Annotated in this window: 16 protein-coding genes; 12 read left to right on the plus strand and 4 right to left on the minus strand. The window is 37.0% G+C overall.

The genetic code is table 11. The features are described from left to right. Positions 1–28: 28 nt before the first annotated feature. Complete coding sequence (locus AC2S94_RS01010) at positions 29–643, plus strand: hypothetical protein (RefSeq protein ID WP_484629657.1); 615 nt, start codon at positions 29–31, stop codon at positions 641–643. Here the strand turns inward: AC2S94_RS01010 and AC2S94_RS01015 are convergent, their stop codons facing one another. After that, on the minus strand, positions 644–2140 hold the full coding sequence (locus tag AC2S94_RS01015; RefSeq protein ID WP_484629658.1) for a TrkH family potassium uptake protein: 1497 nt from the start codon (positions 2138–2140) through the stop codon (positions 644–646). Continuing rightward, positions 2140–3489, minus strand: a complete 1350-nt coding sequence (trkA, locus tag AC2S94_RS01020; RefSeq protein ID WP_484629659.1) for a Trk system potassium transporter TrkA — start codon at positions 3487–3489, stop codon at positions 2140–2142. The genes AC2S94_RS01015 and trkA overlap by 1 nt, the downstream gene beginning before the upstream one ends. Positions 3490–3622: 133 nt before the next feature. Here trkA and ubiE point away from each other — a divergent pair, with 133 nt between their 5' ends. Together ubiE and porT are read left to right on the plus strand one after the other, a co-directional pair. Further along, entirely contained in the window at positions 3623–4351 is a 729-nt protein-coding gene (gene ubiE / locus AC2S94_RS01025; RefSeq protein ID WP_484629660.1) for a bifunctional demethylmenaquinone methyltransferase/2-methoxy-6-polyprenyl-1,4-benzoquinol methylase UbiE, read from the plus strand. 4 nt (positions 4352–4355) lie between these two features. Continuing rightward, positions 4356–5063 carry a type IX secretion/gliding motility protein PorT/SprT gene (gene porT / locus AC2S94_RS01030; protein WP_484629661.1) on the plus strand — a complete coding sequence of 236 codons (708 nt, stop codon included), beginning with the start codon at positions 4356–4358 and terminating at the stop codon, positions 5061–5063. Here the strand turns inward: porT and AC2S94_RS01035 are convergent. Next, complete coding sequence (locus AC2S94_RS01035) at positions 5050–5793, minus strand: TrmH family RNA methyltransferase (RefSeq protein WP_484629662.1); 744 nt, start codon at positions 5791–5793, stop codon at positions 5050–5052. The two genes, porT and AC2S94_RS01035, sit on opposite strands and share 14 nt — an antisense overlap. Before the next feature lie 37 nt (positions 5794–5830). Between AC2S94_RS01035 and tamL the strand changes: the two genes are divergently transcribed. The 9 genes from tamL to AC2S94_RS01080 all read left to right on the plus strand — a co-directional run bounded on the left by tamL (position 5831) and on the right by AC2S94_RS01080 (position 16770). Continuing rightward, on the plus strand, positions 5831–8395 hold the full coding sequence (gene tamL, locus AC2S94_RS01040; protein ID WP_484629663.1) for a translocation and assembly module lipoprotein TamL: 2565 nt from the start codon (positions 5831–5833) through the stop codon (positions 8393–8395). A gap of 45 nt (positions 8396–8440) precedes the next feature. Continuing rightward, positions 8441–9508: a class II fructose-bisphosphate aldolase gene (gene fbaA, locus AC2S94_RS01045; RefSeq protein WP_484629664.1), complete on the plus strand. Its 1068-nt coding sequence runs from the start codon at positions 8441–8443 to the stop codon at positions 9506–9508. 86 nt (positions 9509–9594) lie between these two features. Then, positions 9595–10452, plus strand: a complete 858-nt coding sequence (gene accD, locus AC2S94_RS01050; RefSeq protein ID WP_484629665.1) for an acetyl-CoA carboxylase, carboxyltransferase subunit beta — start codon at positions 9595–9597, stop codon at positions 10450–10452. A gap of 111 nt (positions 10453–10563) precedes the next feature. Continuing rightward, positions 10564–10833 carry a 30S ribosomal protein S15 gene (gene rpsO, locus AC2S94_RS01055; protein ID WP_484629666.1) on the plus strand — a complete coding sequence of 90 codons (270 nt, stop codon included), beginning with the start codon at positions 10564–10566 and terminating at the stop codon, positions 10831–10833. 201 nt (positions 10834–11034) lie between these two features. After that, positions 11035–13284 carry a polyribonucleotide nucleotidyltransferase gene (locus AC2S94_RS01060; protein WP_484629667.1) on the plus strand — a complete coding sequence of 750 codons (2250 nt, stop codon included), beginning with the start codon at positions 11035–11037 and terminating at the stop codon, positions 13282–13284. A 330-nt stretch (positions 13285–13614) separates the two neighbouring features. Then, positions 13615–14478, plus strand: a complete 864-nt coding sequence (locus AC2S94_RS01065; protein WP_072552879.1) for a sigma-70 family RNA polymerase sigma factor — start codon at positions 13615–13617, stop codon at positions 14476–14478. A 192-nt stretch (positions 14479–14670) separates the two neighbouring features. Then, positions 14671–15072, plus strand: a complete 402-nt coding sequence (locus tag AC2S94_RS01070; RefSeq protein WP_484629668.1) for a BLUF domain-containing protein — start codon at positions 14671–14673, stop codon at positions 15070–15072. 59 nt (positions 15073–15131) lie between these two features. After that, on the plus strand, positions 15132–15794 hold the full coding sequence (rpe, locus tag AC2S94_RS01075; RefSeq protein WP_484629669.1) for a ribulose-phosphate 3-epimerase: 663 nt from the start codon (positions 15132–15134) through the stop codon (positions 15792–15794). Continuing rightward, the gene (locus tag AC2S94_RS01080; protein ID WP_484629670.1) at positions 15781–16770 is read left to right on the plus strand and encodes a YpdA family putative bacillithiol disulfide reductase; all 990 of its coding nucleotides are present in this window, start codon (positions 15781–15783) and stop codon (positions 16768–16770) included. The genes rpe and AC2S94_RS01080 overlap by 14 nt, the downstream gene beginning before the upstream one ends. A gap of 56 nt (positions 16771–16826) precedes the next feature. Here the strand turns inward: AC2S94_RS01080 and AC2S94_RS01085 are convergent, their stop codons facing one another. Further along, on the minus strand, positions 16827–17186 hold the full coding sequence (locus tag AC2S94_RS01085) for a hypothetical protein (protein ID WP_484629671.1): 360 nt from the start codon (positions 17184–17186) through the stop codon (positions 16827–16829). Positions 17187–17312 lie beyond the last annotated feature (126 nt).

The raw sequence follows: 17312 nt of genomic DNA on the forward strand, positions 1-17312 counted from the left end.
TTTAGAATATACTCTTCAGAATCTTTTTATGAAAAAACTGAAAATTACAACTTCAGCCAAAAAATATTTTTTTGAAATTTTGGTCGTTGCCTTCGGAGTGTTCTTGGGAATCATTGTAAGTGAAGCTATAGCCACTAACAAACAGAATAAACAAACTAAAAAGTCCATTGATTTTATAGTCAAGGAATTAAAACATAATCAGGAGGCTTTGGAAAGCTCTATTGCCTATCATGAAAAGCTCAAGGTGAGTTTTCAGAATCTAACCAGCGATGTGACAGAAGAGGAACTTCAGGAACCTTATTTCAAATCAAGATTCGCTCCCTTTAATAAAATTGAAGAATGGAAAGGCCCATCGATCCCAAAAATGCAAAATAGCATGTATGAAGCTGCCAAAACAGCTAATATTTTCCAGAATCTGGATCTGCAGAATCTTCAAGCGGTTTCACGAATTTATATTCGAATAAACGGATTTAATGATTTTCTGAATATCTGGTGGAATCGGTTTATGATGTTAGGAGCTGACACAAAAACGATGGATGTATTCATCAATTTCAATATACTTTTTTCAGATATTCTGGAATCTGAAAAAAATTTATCAAAAGATCTAGAAGCAGCAATCAATCAGCTGCAAGAAATAGATTAATTACCTATTTCTCCAGAAAAACGGAGTCAGGATAATAAGTACTGTAAATAATTCCAGCCTTCCTATAAGCATTAAAAAGGCAGTCCACCACTTTCCAAAATCTGGCAGCATATCAAAATTGTTCACGGGACTTAATCCGCCAAATGCCGGACCAATGTTACCAAGAGACGACGCGGCACCACCAATAGCAGTTTCAAAATCCAGACCTAAAGATGCTAAAACTACGGCCCCAATAATGAAAGACAGCATATAAAGAATAAAGAAGCCAAGAATATTGAATACAATCTCTTTGCTAATCGATTTGCCATTGAATCTCACCGGCAAAATAGCATTTGGATGCAACGTTCTCTTGAATTCTATGATTCCATTTTTGATCATAATGATGTGTCGCATTACTTTCACACCTCCGGCTGTTGAGCCAGCAGAACCTCCAAGAAAAAAAAGTCCGAAATATAAAATGGTGAGAAATGGAGTCCACATTGTATAATCTGCAGAAACAAATCCTGTTGTAGTGATCACGGTTAATACCTGAAAAAGTGAATGCCTGAAAGCACTTTCACCTTCTCCCCAGACCATTGGATGGTCTATGGATGAAATACTCACATCAGCTTCAAAATAAACGATTAAAGCTGAAATCGCTGTAAATCCAGCGATGAAAAAAATATACCACTTGAACTCATCATCATGTAAAACTTTACTAATTCTACCTTTAAAAGCGAAGTAGCTCAAAACGAAGTTACTTCCTGCAAGCAACATGAATAATATAATGATGTATTGAATAACAGGGTTGTCATTCCAGAATGCAAGGCTCGCATTTTTAGTAGAGAAACCACCCGTAGAGAGCGTACTAAAAGCATGATTTATCGCATCGAAAAAGGTCATTCCAGCCGCCCAGAGTAAAATGGTTTCAGCCACTGTGTAAGACACATAGATAAGCCATAATCTTTTTGCGGTATCGGTAATTCTAGGTTTTAATTTGTCTGCACTAGGCCCGGGAGATTCTGCGGTAAAAAGCTGCATACCCCCAATTCCCAATAAAGGCAGAATAGCAATTGCCAGAACAATAATTCCCATCCCTCCTATCCAATGTGTAAGACTACGCCAGAAAAGAATACCTTTTGGAATCGCTTCAATATCATTTAATATTGAAGCCCCGGTAGTGGTATAACCAGACATTGTTTCGAAAAAAGCATTAGTAAAGCTAGGAATCGATTCACTTACCAGATAGGGCAAACAACCGCTCAAAGCCATAAATATCCAACCAAAGGTCACAATTATATAACCTTCACGAATTTTCACTTCTTTGCTATGTCCACGCGTTGTGAACATCAACAAGGTACCTATAAACAAAGTGATTAGAGCTGCCGTTGATATTTCAAGGGTTACTCCGTCCTGGTAAAACCAACTTACTAAGGTCGCCAAGAGCATGAAGCCACCGTTGCAGAGTAGCAGCAAACCCATTACATGCAGAATTATTTTATAATTCAGTCTGGGCATTATAGAAACAGTTTTTCAACTTTATTGATAGATCTTGGCAAACAACACACTACAATTCTGTCACCTGGTTTGATAAGGAAATCTCCCAGGGCGATAAGACCTTCGCCATTTCTAATAATCCCACCGATAATAGCAGAACGCGGGAAATCCAGATCTTTAATCTTTTTATTACTTACCTGAGATTTTGGCTTCACAATAAATTCCAGGAGCTCAGCATTCATATTGTTCAATTTGGTCATGGCGACCACCTCTCCTTTACGAACAAATCTGAAAATATTATTTGCGGCAAGAAGCTTTTTATTTATTAAGGTATCGATCCCGATAGAATGACTTAACTGGAAGTAATCCATGTTTTCCACCAGGGAAATAGTTTTCTTAACACTTTTAGATTTAGCAACCAGACATGACATAATATTGGTTTCGGAATTTCCAGTTACCGCTATAAAAGCATCCATATCATGGATATTCTCTTCCTCGAGAAGTTCCACATTTCTACCATCACCGTTTATGATCAAAGTATCAGGCAATTCATCGGCTAGTTCATATGCTTTATCCCTGTCTTTTTCGACTAATTTAACTTTGAAATTGTTTCGACAAAGATCTCTTGCTGTTTTTCTTCCAATTTTACTTCCTCCAAGAACCATAACGTTCTTGATCTCCTGCTTAACCTTACCAGTTAATTTATATAATTCCTCCACCCCATTTTTTAGGGTAATAAAATATACCTGATCTCCATCCTTAAATTGGGTATCTCCCCTTGGGATCAATGTATATTGAGTTCCAAATCTTTGTATGGCAATGGGAACAAAATTTAATTCTGGAAAAATTTTGGCAGCTTCCTTCACAGTTTTACCAACAAAAGTTGCCGTTCTAGATAAGCTAACACCAATCATAGTTAATGCTCCTTCTTCAAATTCATAACTATCATTGAAAGCCGACTGATTGAGAAGCAATTCAATTTCTCGAGAAGCCAAAGCTTCCGGAGAAATTAGCTCATCAATTCCAAACCGGGTAAAACCAAGTTCTCCCTGGTTTTCCAAAAATTCAGTATTCGAAATTCTGGCAATCGTTCTTTTAGCTCCTAATTGTTTGGCTAGAACGCATACAGTAATATTAGTCGCCTCGCTGGAGGTTACACTAATTACCATATCGGTATGTTTTACCTGAGCTTCTTTTAGAATTTTAATAGAACTGGCATCACCCTTAACCGTTCTAATATCCAAGTGAGTATCTGCATAAGCCAGATTATCTCTGTTTGGGTCAATTAGCGTGATATCCTGAGATTCAAAGGAAAGTAATTTAGCTAAATGAAATCCTACTTCACCTGCACCGGCGATAATTATTTTCATATAACAGCTTCAAATTGTGAGGGCAAAGTTAAGCTATTTTAGAGAAACCAAAAATCAGATTTTAAAAGATAAAATTTTATTGATTAACAAGGTATTTTAAGCATATCGGTTATCTTTGAACCAAATTTTTTCTATGAGTAAGAAGGTAACACCTTATAAGGATTCTAAACTCACAAAGAAAAAACAGGTTGAGCAGATGTTTGACAACATATCCGGCAATTACGACGGACTCAACAGGGTTATTTCTTTAGGCACAGATGTAAAATGGAGAAAAAAGGTGGTTGCGACTGTTGCTGCGACCAATCCAGAAAGCATCCTTGATATTGCAACCGGAACAGGTGATCTCGCAATTCAGATGGTGAATACTGGCGCTCAGAGAATCGTAGGTTTAGACCTGTCTGAAGGAATGCTAAAGGTTGGACGACGAAAAATCGCTGAAAGAGGTATTGATGCAAAAATTGAAATGATCCAGGGAGATTCAGAAAATCTACCGTTTGAGGATAATTCATTTGATGCGATCACTGTGGCATTTGGGGTACGTAATTTTGAAAATCTGGAAAAAGGACTTGAAGAAATCTTAAGGGTTTTGAAACCCGGTGGTATTTTCGTAGTATTGGAAACTTCGGTGCCAACCAAATTTCCCTACAAACAGGGTTACCGTTTATATTCTAATCTTATTTTACCTGTTATCGGAAAAATTTTCTCGAAAGACAAAGACGCTTATTCCTATTTAAGTGAAAGTGCCGCTAATTTTCCATACGGAATTACTTTCAACAATATTTTAAAGAAAATCGGGTTTATAGATGTAGAAGATCTGCCACAAACATTTGGCGTTTCAACAATTTATATTGCTTCAAAGTAATACCATGAGAAAATTAATTGCGATAGTTCTTATTGCTTTAAGTTATAATACTGCTCAGTCGCAGATATTTTCCGGCGAACGTGTACTCAATCAACAGAATTTTGATCAGCAGCGTTGGTCTTGGGGATATTTTCTTGGACTTAACAGTTATGACTTTAATTTCGATTATGAAGAATACAATCCCAGTCCTGTAACCGGTCAGGATCTTATAGTTGAGACAAGAATGGGTTTCAATGTTGGGTTAATTGGGAATTTGCGATTAAATAACAATGTTGATCTAAGATTAGAGCCGGGAGTGAATTTCAGTACTCGAGGTTTTCAGGCGATCAGAGCGGATGCTGATACTTATAGGGAGATCAGTTCTACCTACGTTCATATTCCGTTATTGGTAAAATTCAACGCAAACAGGCTAAATAATTTCAGGCCGTTCGTTACAGGGGGTATCTCAACCTCTATTAATTTGAGCAGTAACGAAAATAACCCTGACGACAATAGTGCAGGCCAGTTTCGAATGACCACCAATACTTACTACTACGAAATTGGTTTTGGAATTGACCTATACCTGTATTATTTCAAATTATCTCCTTCCATTAGAGGCGTATTCGCCATTAACGATGAGTTAATTAGAGATGTTGATCCAAATAGTCTTTATACGGGAAATGTAGATAAAATGTCCACTAGAGCTATATTTGTCAATTTTACTTTTCAATAGTAAAAGACCTGCGTCTGAACTCACTTAGAACGATGGAAGTCGCTGTAGCTACATTTAAACTTTCAGTTTCCTGAAGGCTTCCAAATTGCGGGATGGTTATTTTTTTAGTAATAAGTTTTTGGATTTTTTCTGAAATTCCATTCGCCTCATTACCCATCACGATTATTCCTTCCTTTGGTAACTCTTGTGAATATATATTTTCACCATTTAACAAAGTTCCAATTATTGGAATTTCAGAATTATTTCTGAGAAGAATCTCCAGATCAGTATAACTTATTTTCACGCGAGTCATAGATCCCATACTTGCCTGAATCACTTTAGGATTATAACAATCAACAGTATCATTGGAACAGACTAGTTCATCAATTCCAAACCAGTCACATAAACGAATAATTGTTCCCAGATTTCCAGGATCACGAATACCATCAAGACAAACGATCAATCCCGAAATTTTTAAATCTGAAGGTCTCGGAATTTTGAAAATCGCCAATGCTTTTTGTGGCGATGAAAGAAAACTGATCTTTTTTAATTCATTTTCGGAAACCTCTTGAAATTTCTCATCCTCTACTTCAAAATTCAATTCGGTTGAAAATAGTGAAACCAGCTCAAAATCAGAATTCAGGAATTCCTTGACGCCTTTCACTCCTTCTACTGCAAAAAGTTCATGTTTATTTCTATACTTTTTTTGGGAAAGACTTTTTATTAACTTAATCTGGCTTTTGCTAAGCATTAAAAAAATGTATTTTTGAGCCACTAAACATCTTTGTTTGAAACGGCTTTTCGCAAAAATATTATTATTTTTTTTAACCTTCGTCTTAATAATTAGCTGTAACGCCGTAAAAAGACTGGATGCTGACCAAAATTTACTGGTCAAAAATGAAATATTCAGGAATGGTGAAGAAATAAAAGATTCCAGAATCTACAATCAGCTTTACCAAAAGCCTAATACCCGTATCCTAAACTTCCCTCTTGGGCTGCACGTTTACAACCTGGCTAGGCCTGATATCGATAGTATTCTCACGGTAAAATTTCTAGAAAACGAAAACAAGAAAAGAAAGTTGATAGGATTACTTTCTAAAAAACAGTTTGATAAATACCTGCATTCCCGAGGAGAATTTAACGACTGGCTGAAACGTACCGGAGAGTCGCCTGTTATCGTTAGTGAAGAGGATACAAAAAAATCTGTCAACAGGCTACAATCATGGTATTGGAATAATGGGTGGTTCAACGTAGAGACCGATTATAAAATTTTCCCGATCGAAGACAAAGAAAAAAGAGCGAGGGTTGAATATTATGTTACTCCTCATACACCTTACATCATAGATTCGATAAACACTGATATCACTTCCAAAGCATTGGATTCTTTGTACGAATTGCATAAAAACGAAAGTGCAATTAAATCTGGAGTTCAATACAACACCCTTGATTTTAATGCTGAAAGGGACCGACTTTCAGAACTTTTCAGAAATAATGGGGTTTATAATTTTGACCAGGAATACATCAGTTTTGATGCAGACACCGTTGAAACCGATTATAAAGTAAATACCACGCTAATCATCAAAAATCAGCGGAATAATGTTGGCGATAGCACTTCCAGAGTTCCGTTTAAGATACATAAAGTTAGCAAGGTTAATATTTTTACAGATTACGCGTACGCAAAGAGAAACGAAGTTCTTACAGACAGTTCTTTTCATGAGGGTTACTCTATGTACAGTTTCGACAAAATGCGGTATAAACCTGAAGCGATTAGCGATGCCATTTTTGTCAAGCCAGGAAATGTATATAGCGATACCGACAGAACACGGACTTACAACAGGTTAAATGCTTTGAGGATTTTTAAATATCCCGATATTCAATATACTTTAGATCCTGAAGATAGCACCAGAACTGACCTGGTTACGAATATTTTCCTTTCTCCTCTGCCTAAATATTCTTTAGGCTTTGATTTTGATGTATCGCAAAGTAACATTCAGGAATTTGGAATTGGTTTTGGAGGTTCATTCCTGATAAGGAATATTTTTGGCGGACTGGAAAATCTGGAATTATCCGGAAGGGGAAGTATCGCCTCTTCAACCGATGCTGCCGGAAGTAATAACGATAATCGATTTTTTGATATTACTGAAGTGGGTGCCGATATGAAATTAAGTCTGCCCAGGATATTTCTACCGATAGACACAGAAAGGATCATTCCTAAATATATGTCGCCCTTCACCAATATGAGCCTCGGTTTCAGTACCCAAAGAAATATAGGACTTGATAAACAAACATTTTCCGGAATACTGAATTATAGCTGGAAACCTTCAAGAAAGCTTTCCAATAGCTTTGATCTCTTGAATATTCAGTATGTCCGAAATTTAAATACTGAGAATTACTTTAATGTCTACCGAAATTCATTTGAGGAGCTGAATGAAATTGCCCGATCAAGTAATTTTCAATTCAACGATCCCAATGCACAACCAACATTGGAAATTCCTGACGAGGCTGATGAATTCATCAATTATGTGATTTCTGATGATTTTCCCAATACTGGACTGAATCTAGATAATTTTCTGAACGTCTTGGATATCTATGAGCGTAAGCTTAGACTTACCGAAAACAACCTGATTTTCGCTTCCGCATATACTTACTTATGGAATACCAGAGAAAGCCTATATGATAAGGAATTTTCACGTTTCCGATTTAAAATTGAAACTGCAGGAAATGTTCTTTCAGCATTATCGGGAATATTTGATTATGAACAAAATGAACAGGGTAAAGACAAAGTTTTAGGTGTTGCTTTTTCTCAGTATGTAAAAACTGAACTTGATTTTATCAAACATTGGGATATTGGCAAGGACCAGGTTTTTGCCGTTAGAAGTTTTGGAGGAATAGCAATTCCTTACGGTAACGCAACCAACATTCCGATAACTAAAACTTTCTTTGCTGGGGGACCTAACGATAACCGAGCATGGCAGGCTTACGATTTAGGACCAGGAAGTAGCGGAAGTATTTTAGAATTCAATGAAGCGAACATGAAACTGGCCTTTAATGCCGAATATCGCTTTGGTTTGATAGAAGATTTTAAAGGAGCTTTGTTTGTAGATGTTGGTAATATCTGGAATGTTCTGGATTCTAATACACTTGATGAATTTGTTTTTGAAGGATTTTCAGACCTGAAAGAGTTGGCAGTCGGGAGCGGTTTCGGACTCAGATACGACTTTAACTTTTTTGTACTTCGATTCGATATTGGCTTCAAAACACACGATCCCGCAAGAGCTGAAGGCGATCGATGGTTTCAGGAATATAATTTTAACCATGCCGTTTATAACGTAGGTATCAATTATCCTTTTTAAGCCAGTTTATTTTCTTATTTTTGTAAGTCTAATCAATAAAAAGTTATGAATCACAATATTAAACCAGGCGTAGCCACGGGAAAAGAAGTTCAGGAAATTTTTAATTATGCAAAGGAAAAAGGTTTTGCATTGCCGGCAGTAAATGTTATTGGATCAAGCAGTATTAATGCTGTTCTGGAAACTGCTGCTGAATTGAAATCTCCGGTTATCATTCAATTTTCAAATGGTGGTGCCCAGTTTAATGCTGGTAAAGGACTTTCAAATGAAAATGAAAAGGCTGCTATCGCTGGTGGTATTGCCGGTGCAAAGCATGTTCATGAAATGGCTAAAGCCTATGGAGCTACAGTAATTATGCACACAGACCACTGTGCGAAAAAACTACTTCCATGGATTGACGGTTTACTTGATGCCAGTGAAAAGCATTATGAGCAATTCGGAAAGCCTCTATACAGCTCACACATGATAGATCTTTCAGAGGAACCTCTTGAAGAAAACATCGAGATCTGTAAAGAATATTTACAAAGAATGTCTAAAATGGGCATGACTCTGGAAATTGAATTAGGAATTACCGGTGGTGAAGAAGACGGAGTTGATAATACAGATGTAGATTCTTCAAAACTTTATACCCAGCCAGAAGAGGTTGCTTACGCTTATGAAGAATTAAGCAAAGTAAGTGATCAATTTACGATTGCCGCAGCATTTGGAAATGTTCACGGAGTGTACAAACCGGGAAACGTAAAACTAACTCCAAAAATTCTTAAGAACTCTCAGGAGTATATCACAAAAAAATACAACGTAGAAGAAAATCACATAGATTTCGTCTTCCATGGAGGAAGCGGTTCTACAGTTGAAGAAATTAGAGAAGCAATTGGTTACGGTGTTATTAAAATGAATATTGATACAGATCTTCAATATGCCTTTTTGGAAGGAATTAGAGATTATATGGGTGAGAAGAAAGATTATCTTGCTACTCAAATTGGTAATCCTGATGGTGACGACGTACCAAATAAAAAATATTATGATCCTCGTAAATGGCTTCGTGAAGGAGAGCTTACTTTTAAAGCCAGACTTAAGAAGGCATTCGAAGATCTTAACAATGTAAATACATTATAGAACAAAATAAAAACAGCCCTTTTTGTATTGAAAAGGCTGTTTTTTATTGCCATAAGTTGAGAATCGGCAGATAAAAATTGAAAGAAATGGCTTGGTTTAAAAGGACACAAAAAGGAATACAGACCCCTACTGAACAGAAGAAAGATGTTCCTAAAGGTCTATGGTATAAATCACCAACAGGAAAGATTGTAGATGCTGAACAGCTGGAAAGCAATTTCTATGTTAGCCCTGAAGACGGATACCACGTTAGAATTGGAAGTAATGAATATTTCAAAATTCTTTTTGACGATAATAAATTCAAGGAATTAGATAAAGGGATGACTTCAAAAGATCCGTTGAATTTTGAAGACACGAAAAAATATACAGATAGACTTAAGGCAGCACAAGACAAAACCGGATTGAAAGATGCGGTTAGATGTGCCGTTGGAAAGTCTAAAGGCAAAGACCTGGTAGTTGCCTGTATGGATTTTAAATTCGTTGGTGGAAGTATGGGTTCAGTAGTTGGGGAGAAAATTGCCCGTGCTGCAGATCATGCTTTAAAAAATAAAATACCATTCATGATCATCTCAAAATCTGGAGGTGCAAGAATGCAGGAAGCCGCTTTATCTTTAATGCAGCTGGCAAAAACTTCAGTAAAGCTGGCGCAGCTGGCCGATGCTAAAATCCCTTATATATCCCTGGCTACAGATCCAACAACTGGTGGAACCACAGCTTCTTTTGCTATGCTTGGAGACATCAATATTTCTGAACCGGGAGCTTTGATAGGATTTGCAGGTCCTCGTGTGGTAAAAGATACTACAGGGAAAGATCTTCCAAAAGATTTTCAAACTGCTGAATTTTTAAAGGAAAAAGGCTTTTTAGACTTTATCACCAAGAGATCAGAATTGAAAGATAAAGTAAACCTTTATTTGGATCTTATTCAGAATCAACCTGTAAGAGCATAATTTGCCATAAATAAAAATACGGCATTCAATAGGTAATATTTAAATTAGTATTATCTTTGCCGCCTGACAGAAAAACTGTCAATACATAAAAATCATTTAAATAATATTGGAATGTATTTAACTAAAGAAAAGAAAGAAGAGATTTTCTCTAAGCACGGTAAAGGAAAGAATGATACCGGTTCAGCTGAAGGGCAAATCGCATTGTTCACTCACAGAATTGCTCACCTATCAGAACACCTTAAAACTAATCGTAAAGATTACAACACAGAACGTTCTCTAGTAAGATTGGTTGGTAAAAGAAGAAGTCTTCTAGACTACTTGATGAAAAAGGATATCATGAGGTATCGTGCCATCGTGAAGGAACTAGGATTAAGAAAATAATTTTCAGGGGGCTTTGTGCCCCCTTTTTTTATATATTAGATTGGCCTGATTAGGCTTTCAAAAATTGTCGCCCAGAGGGGTAGTTTTTCATTGGTCCACAAACAACTACACACAACACAACCCGGCCGTCCGGATGGCGGAGACCTTTGTTTAACTAAATGATCTGGTTGAAGTTATTCAGATCAAGAATTCGAAATTATTATGATTCCAAAAACATTTAAGGAGGTTATCGATTTAGGAGATGGTAGAACCATTTCCCTCGAGACCGGTAAATTGGCAAAACAGGCTCACGGGTCGGTTGTTGTTCAAATGGGTAATGCCATGTTGCTTTGTACGGTAGTGTCTTCATACACTCCTACCACTATGGATTTCTTTCCATTAACATTGGATTACCGTGAAAAATTTGCTGCTGCAGGTCTATTCCCAGGAGGTTACTTCAAAAGAGAAGCAAGACCAAGCAGTGAAGAAATTTTAGTAATGCGTTTAGTAGACCGTGTTTTGCGTCCACTTTTCCCTAAAGACTACAAATTCGAAACTCAGGTAATGATCCAGTTAATGTCTCATGACGATGAAGTTATGCCAGACGCATTAGCCGGACTAGCCGCATCTGCCGCTATTCAATTATCTGACATTCCTTTTGAAACTCCAATTTCAGAAGCAAGAGTTGCGAGAATTAATGGCGAATTTGTTCTAAACCCGAGTAGAGAAAAATTAGCTGAAGCAGATATGGACATCATGGTTGGTGCTTCTGCAGATTCTGTAATGATGGTTGAAGGACAGATGGACGAATGTTCAGAAGAAGAAATGGCTGAGGCTATCAAATTCGCACACGAAGCTATAAAAGTTCAGTGTGAAGCTCAGACTAGACTTGCTGAAGCATTTGGCAAAAAAGAAACTCGTGAGTATGAAGTAGCGGAAACCGATGAAGATCTTGAAAAGAAAATTCATGAGGCTACATACCAAAAAGCTTACGATATCGCGAAAAGCGGAACTAGCAAAAAAGAAAGAAGCCAGGCTTTTTCTGATCTGAAAGAAGAAGTTAAAGCTATGTTCTCTGAAGAGGAGTTAGAGGAGAAAGGTAAAATGATCTCTGGTTATTTTGCAGCAGCACATAAAAATGCTGTTCGTGACCTAACTCTTAAAGAAGGAATTAGACTTGACGGTAGAAAGACAGACGAAATTCGTCCTATCTGGTGTGAAGTTGATTACCTACCATCTACACATGGTTCAGCGATCTTTACACGTGGAGAAACGCAGGCATTAGCAACGGTAACGCTTGGTACTTCAAGAGAAGCGAACCAAGTAGATCTACCTACCCAACAGGGAGAAGAAACTTTCTATTTACATTATAACTTCCCTCCTTTCTCAACTGGAGAAGCTTACCCAATTAGAGGTACTTCTAGACGTGAGATTGGTCATGGAAACCTGGCTCAAAGAGCACTAAAAGGAATGATCCCAGCAGACTGCCCTTACACAGTACGTGTGGTGTCTGAAGTTTTAGAATCTAACGGTTCTTCTTCTATGGCAACGGTTTGTGCTGGAACTATGTCCTTAATGGATGCGGGTGTTCAACTTAAGAAACCAGTTTCTGGTATCGCTATGGGATTAATTTCTGATGGCGAGAATTACGCAGTACTTTCTGATATTTTAGGAGATGAAGATCACCTTGGTGATATGGACTTTAAAGTAACAGGTACTGAAGATGGTATTACAGCCTGCCAGATGGATATTAAGATCAAGGGACTTTCTTATGAGATCCTTGTAAACGCATTGAAACAAGCCAGAGCAGGAAGACTTCATATTCTTCAAAAACTTACTGAAACCATTCCAGCTCCTAATCAGAATGTAAAAGCACATTCTCCAAAAATCATTACCAGAAGAATTCCTAACGAATTTATTGGTGCATTGATTGGACCAGGTGGAAAAGTGATTCAGGAACTACAGAAAGAGACCAAAACAGAGATCGTGATCAATGAAGATCCGGTAACTGAAGAAGGTATTGTTGAAATTCTTGGAACTCAGCAGGAAGGTATCGACAAAGTTCTTGCAAAGATCGACTCTATCACTTTTAAACCTGAAAAAGGTAGCGTATACGAAGTGAAAGTGATCAAGATCCTTGATTTTGGTGCAGTAGTAGAATATGTAGATGCTCCAGGAAATGAAGTTTTACTTCACATTTCTGAACTTGCCTGGGAACGTACCAACGATGTAAATGACGTTGTGAAGATGGGAGATGTTCTTGACGTTAAGTACTTCGGGCTAGATCCTAAGACGAGAAAAGACAAGGTTTCCAGAAAAGCCCTTCTTCCAAAACCAGAAGGTTTTAAGGAAAGAGCTCCTAGGGACGATAAACGTGATAATCGTGGTTCACGCGACAATCGTGGCGGTAGAGATAACCGTAATCGTGATAATCGTCGTGATGACAGAAAACCAAGAGAAGATAGAGACTAATCTTTCTTCTAATATTTTTAAAAAGCCCATGTTTATCATGGGCTTTTTTTATTTCCGTAATTTTTTAAATCCCTGAAATTTTAGAGTATTATCAACGACTACACGTCTGCAGTAAAGAAAAATTTTATTTTTTTCGAATTTAATTTTACGTTAGGGATTGTAGGGGAAAGCCCACAGCGACTGGAAGGAGCGAGGACTTGAAACGAAAAGCCCGGCACGAAGTGCAACGCCCAAATTAAAAAATTTAATTTTTTTGTAACATTAAGAGTACTTCTTACGTACCATTATATACAAGAGCTATGCACAATTTAAAATCCAAGTAGAAGATAGATGAGACAACTGAAGATTACGAAGCAGGTTACCAACAGAGAAACCGCTTCGTTAGACAAGTATTTGCAAGAAATTGGAAAAGTAGACCTGATCACCGCTGATGAAGAGGTAGAATTGGCACAAAGAATTAAAGCGGGTGATAACCGTGCCTTAGAGAAACTAACGAAAGCGAACCTTCGTTTTGTAGTTTCTGTAGCAAAACAATATCAAAACCAGGGACTAACCCTTCCCGACCTTATTAATGAGGGTAACTTAGGACTTATTAAAGCTGCGAAACGTTTTGACGAAACTCGTGGATTTAAATTTATATCTTACGCCGTATGGTGGATTCGTCAATCTATCCTGCAAGCGTTAGCAGAACAATCTAGAATCGTTCGTCTACCGTTGAACAAAATTGGTTCAATAAATAAAATAAACAAGACTTTTGCTTTCTTAGAGCAGTCACATGAGCGTCCGCCAAGTGCTGAAGAGATCGCGAAAGAGCTTGACATGACGATTAACGACGTTAAGGAATCTATGAAAAATTCCGGGCGTCACGTATCTATGGATGCTCCATTAGTTGAAGGAGAAGATTCTAACCTATACGATGTATTACGTTCTGGTGAATCTCCAAATCCTGATAAGGAGTTATTGCATGAATCTCTAAGAACGGAGATAGAGCGTGCATTAGAAACTCTTACTCCGCGTGAAGCTGATGTGATCAGACTTTATTTTGGACTGGGAGATCAACATCCTATGACATTAGAAGAAATTGGCGAGACTTTTGATCTAACTAGAGAAAGAGTACGTCAAATTAAAGAAAAAGCCATTAGAAGATTAAAGCATACGTCTAGAAGTAAAATTTTAAAAACGTATCTTGGCTAAAATATTTAAAGCAACAACAGTTTAGTGACGGCGTGATGAACCGTCATGAAAATAACTGTTCGTTTTTTGATTGATGAATGACCCCGGAGTGATGACCGGGGTTTTTTCTTATATTATTGGAAGTGCACACTATTCTCTGTACTTTCCCTTTTCCGTGCAAAAGACCCTACATATATTTTAAAAGAATTTGATATGCGTTATGCCATAAGCTACGTGAGCTCAGCTGCCAGAGACCTATCGGAAGCAGAGATTGACGAAATACTTAAGGAGTCTGAATTTAAAAATAACAGCCGGGACATCACCGGTTTACTTTTATATTCTGAGGGTAACTTTTTCCAGGTAATTGAGGGCGAAAAGGTACAAATTGATCAATTATACCGTAGAATTCTCAAAGATTCCAGACATTTTAATGTAATCAAGCTTTTTGAAAAAGAAATTCACAAAGAGGCCTATGATGGCTATAAATCTAATTTCATTTCGGAAGATGCACGTTATAGCACTTCAGATTTCAAGTATTACCAGCATTATCTTGAAGTTCTGGATAAACCCGCAAAACAAGCTGCCTCTCAGATTTTAAAGTCATTTATTCAGTAAGAATTAGAGAAGCTCCTTTTTCTTAGTATTTTTGTGTACACAAACACAACAATACAATAATGAGCAACAAACTTATTGCCCCTTCAGTCCTGGCTTCAGATTTTGGAAATCTACAACGTGATGTAGAAATGATCAACAATAGTGAAGCAGACTGGTTTCATATTGATATCATGGATGGAGTTTTTGTTCCGAATATTTCATTTGGAATGCCCGTTCTTAAAGCTATAACACAGCACGCTAAAAAAACGATCGACGTTCATCTAATGATCGTGGATCCTGATAGATATATCAAGGAATTCGCGGAGTTAGGAGCAAATATTCTCACCGTTCATTACGAAGCATGTACTCATCTTCATAGAACACTTCAGGCTATCAAAGCTGAAGGTATGAAAGCCGGAGTTGCCATAAATCCTCATACCAATGTAGATCTTTTGAAAGATTGCATTAAAGATATCGACTTAGTTTGCGTAATGAGTGTAAACCCAGGTTTTGGCGGACAAAGTTTTATTGAACATACTTACAACAAAGTTCAGCGTCTTAAAGAAATCATTACCATGAACAATGCAGAGACTCTTATCGAGATTGACGGTGGTGTTACTGATAAGAATGCAGCGGAACTTGCAAAAGCAGGTGCAGATGTGCTAGTGGCAGGTAGTTTTGTATTTAAAGCTGAAGATCAACCCGAAACCATTAAAAACTTAAAGCAAATTGCAAATTCCTAATAAATTTCAAGTCGTAATCATTGGTGGCGGACCAATTGGAATTGCCTGTGCCCTCGAAGCAGAAAAAAAAGGCTTAAGCTATGTAATTCTGGAAAAAGGTTGTCTGGTAAATTCGCTATACCACTACCCTACCAATATGACGTTCTTTTCAACTTCAGAGAAACTGGAGTTAGATAATATTCCTTTTATAAGCAACAATCCTAAACCAGGGAAGAGAGAGGCTCTTGAATATTATAGACGGATTGTAACGAATAATGAAGTTAATATTCATCTTTTTGAAAAAGTTGTTGATATCAAGTCTGAAAATGATGTTCATACAGTAGTAAGCACTAAAACAGAATACCAAACGGAAAATGTAATTATTGCCACTGGTTTTTATGACATCCCAAATTATTTAGGCATTCCAGGAGAAGAACTTCCGAAAGTATCACATTATTATGGCGATCCGCATTATTATGCCACTCAGAAGACTGTAGTTGTAGGAGCCAGTAATTCAGCTGTAGATGCTGCTTTAGAAATTTATCGAAAAGGTGGCGATGTAACCATGGTAGTTAGAAAGCCGGAAATTGGAGAGCGAGTAAAATATTGGGTGAGACCGGATATCGTGAATAGAATTGAAGAAGGTAGTATTAAGGCCTATTTTAACTCTTCTTTAAAAGAGATCGATGAACATGAAGTCGTGATTCAAACTCCTGAAGGTGACCAAAAAATCGAAAATGATTTTGTTCTTCTTCTTACTGGTTACCGACCAAATTTTGGATTTCTGCAGGATATTGGAATAAAACTTTCTGATGATGGGAGAAAAATTCCATTTTACGATGGAGAGACCATGGAAACCAATATTCCGGGGATATTTTTAGCCGGGGTGATTTGTGGAGGTGTAGAAACTCATAAGTGGTTTATTGAAAACTCACGAGTTCATGCGAAAATGATCATGGATCATATAGGAAGTAAAAAAGAAACGAACGTAGAATAAATAAAAAAAGCAATTTTGATTTCTCAAAATTGCTTTATATCCGAGGGGTATAAATTTTACATTAGAACGACTGAATTCGATCCAATACCTTTTCTTTTCCCGATAAGCTTCCCGTAGAATTCAAGATCTTCCGAGTTATTTTTGAAAGAATGATCAACTTTTTTACCGATTTCATTTAGACTAAAAGAATAAACTTCGATCTCAGGATAGCCGGTAAAGTCATCAGACTTATCAATGCCAATCTCAATTTTCCCGCTAGCTTTATTATACATAACAAATTCAGCTGCAAAATTATGTCTTAAAAGTTCCATACAGTCTGTAGATAATTCGTTACATGCTTCACATTCGGAAACGAATTGCTTCACTAAATCCTGCAGAGAGGTTCTTAATTGATTAGAATTGAAATAAGCTGCCATAATTGTTCCTTTTTATTTGTGATGGCTAATTTATTGGTTAAGTATTCTTACAAAAACTATTTATAGTAGATTTAACGCTAAGGCTTAAAGAAAACAAAATTATTGAAGCTTTATTTTAAATTTTCA

This window comes from Christiangramia pacifica (genome assembly GCF_057221535.1).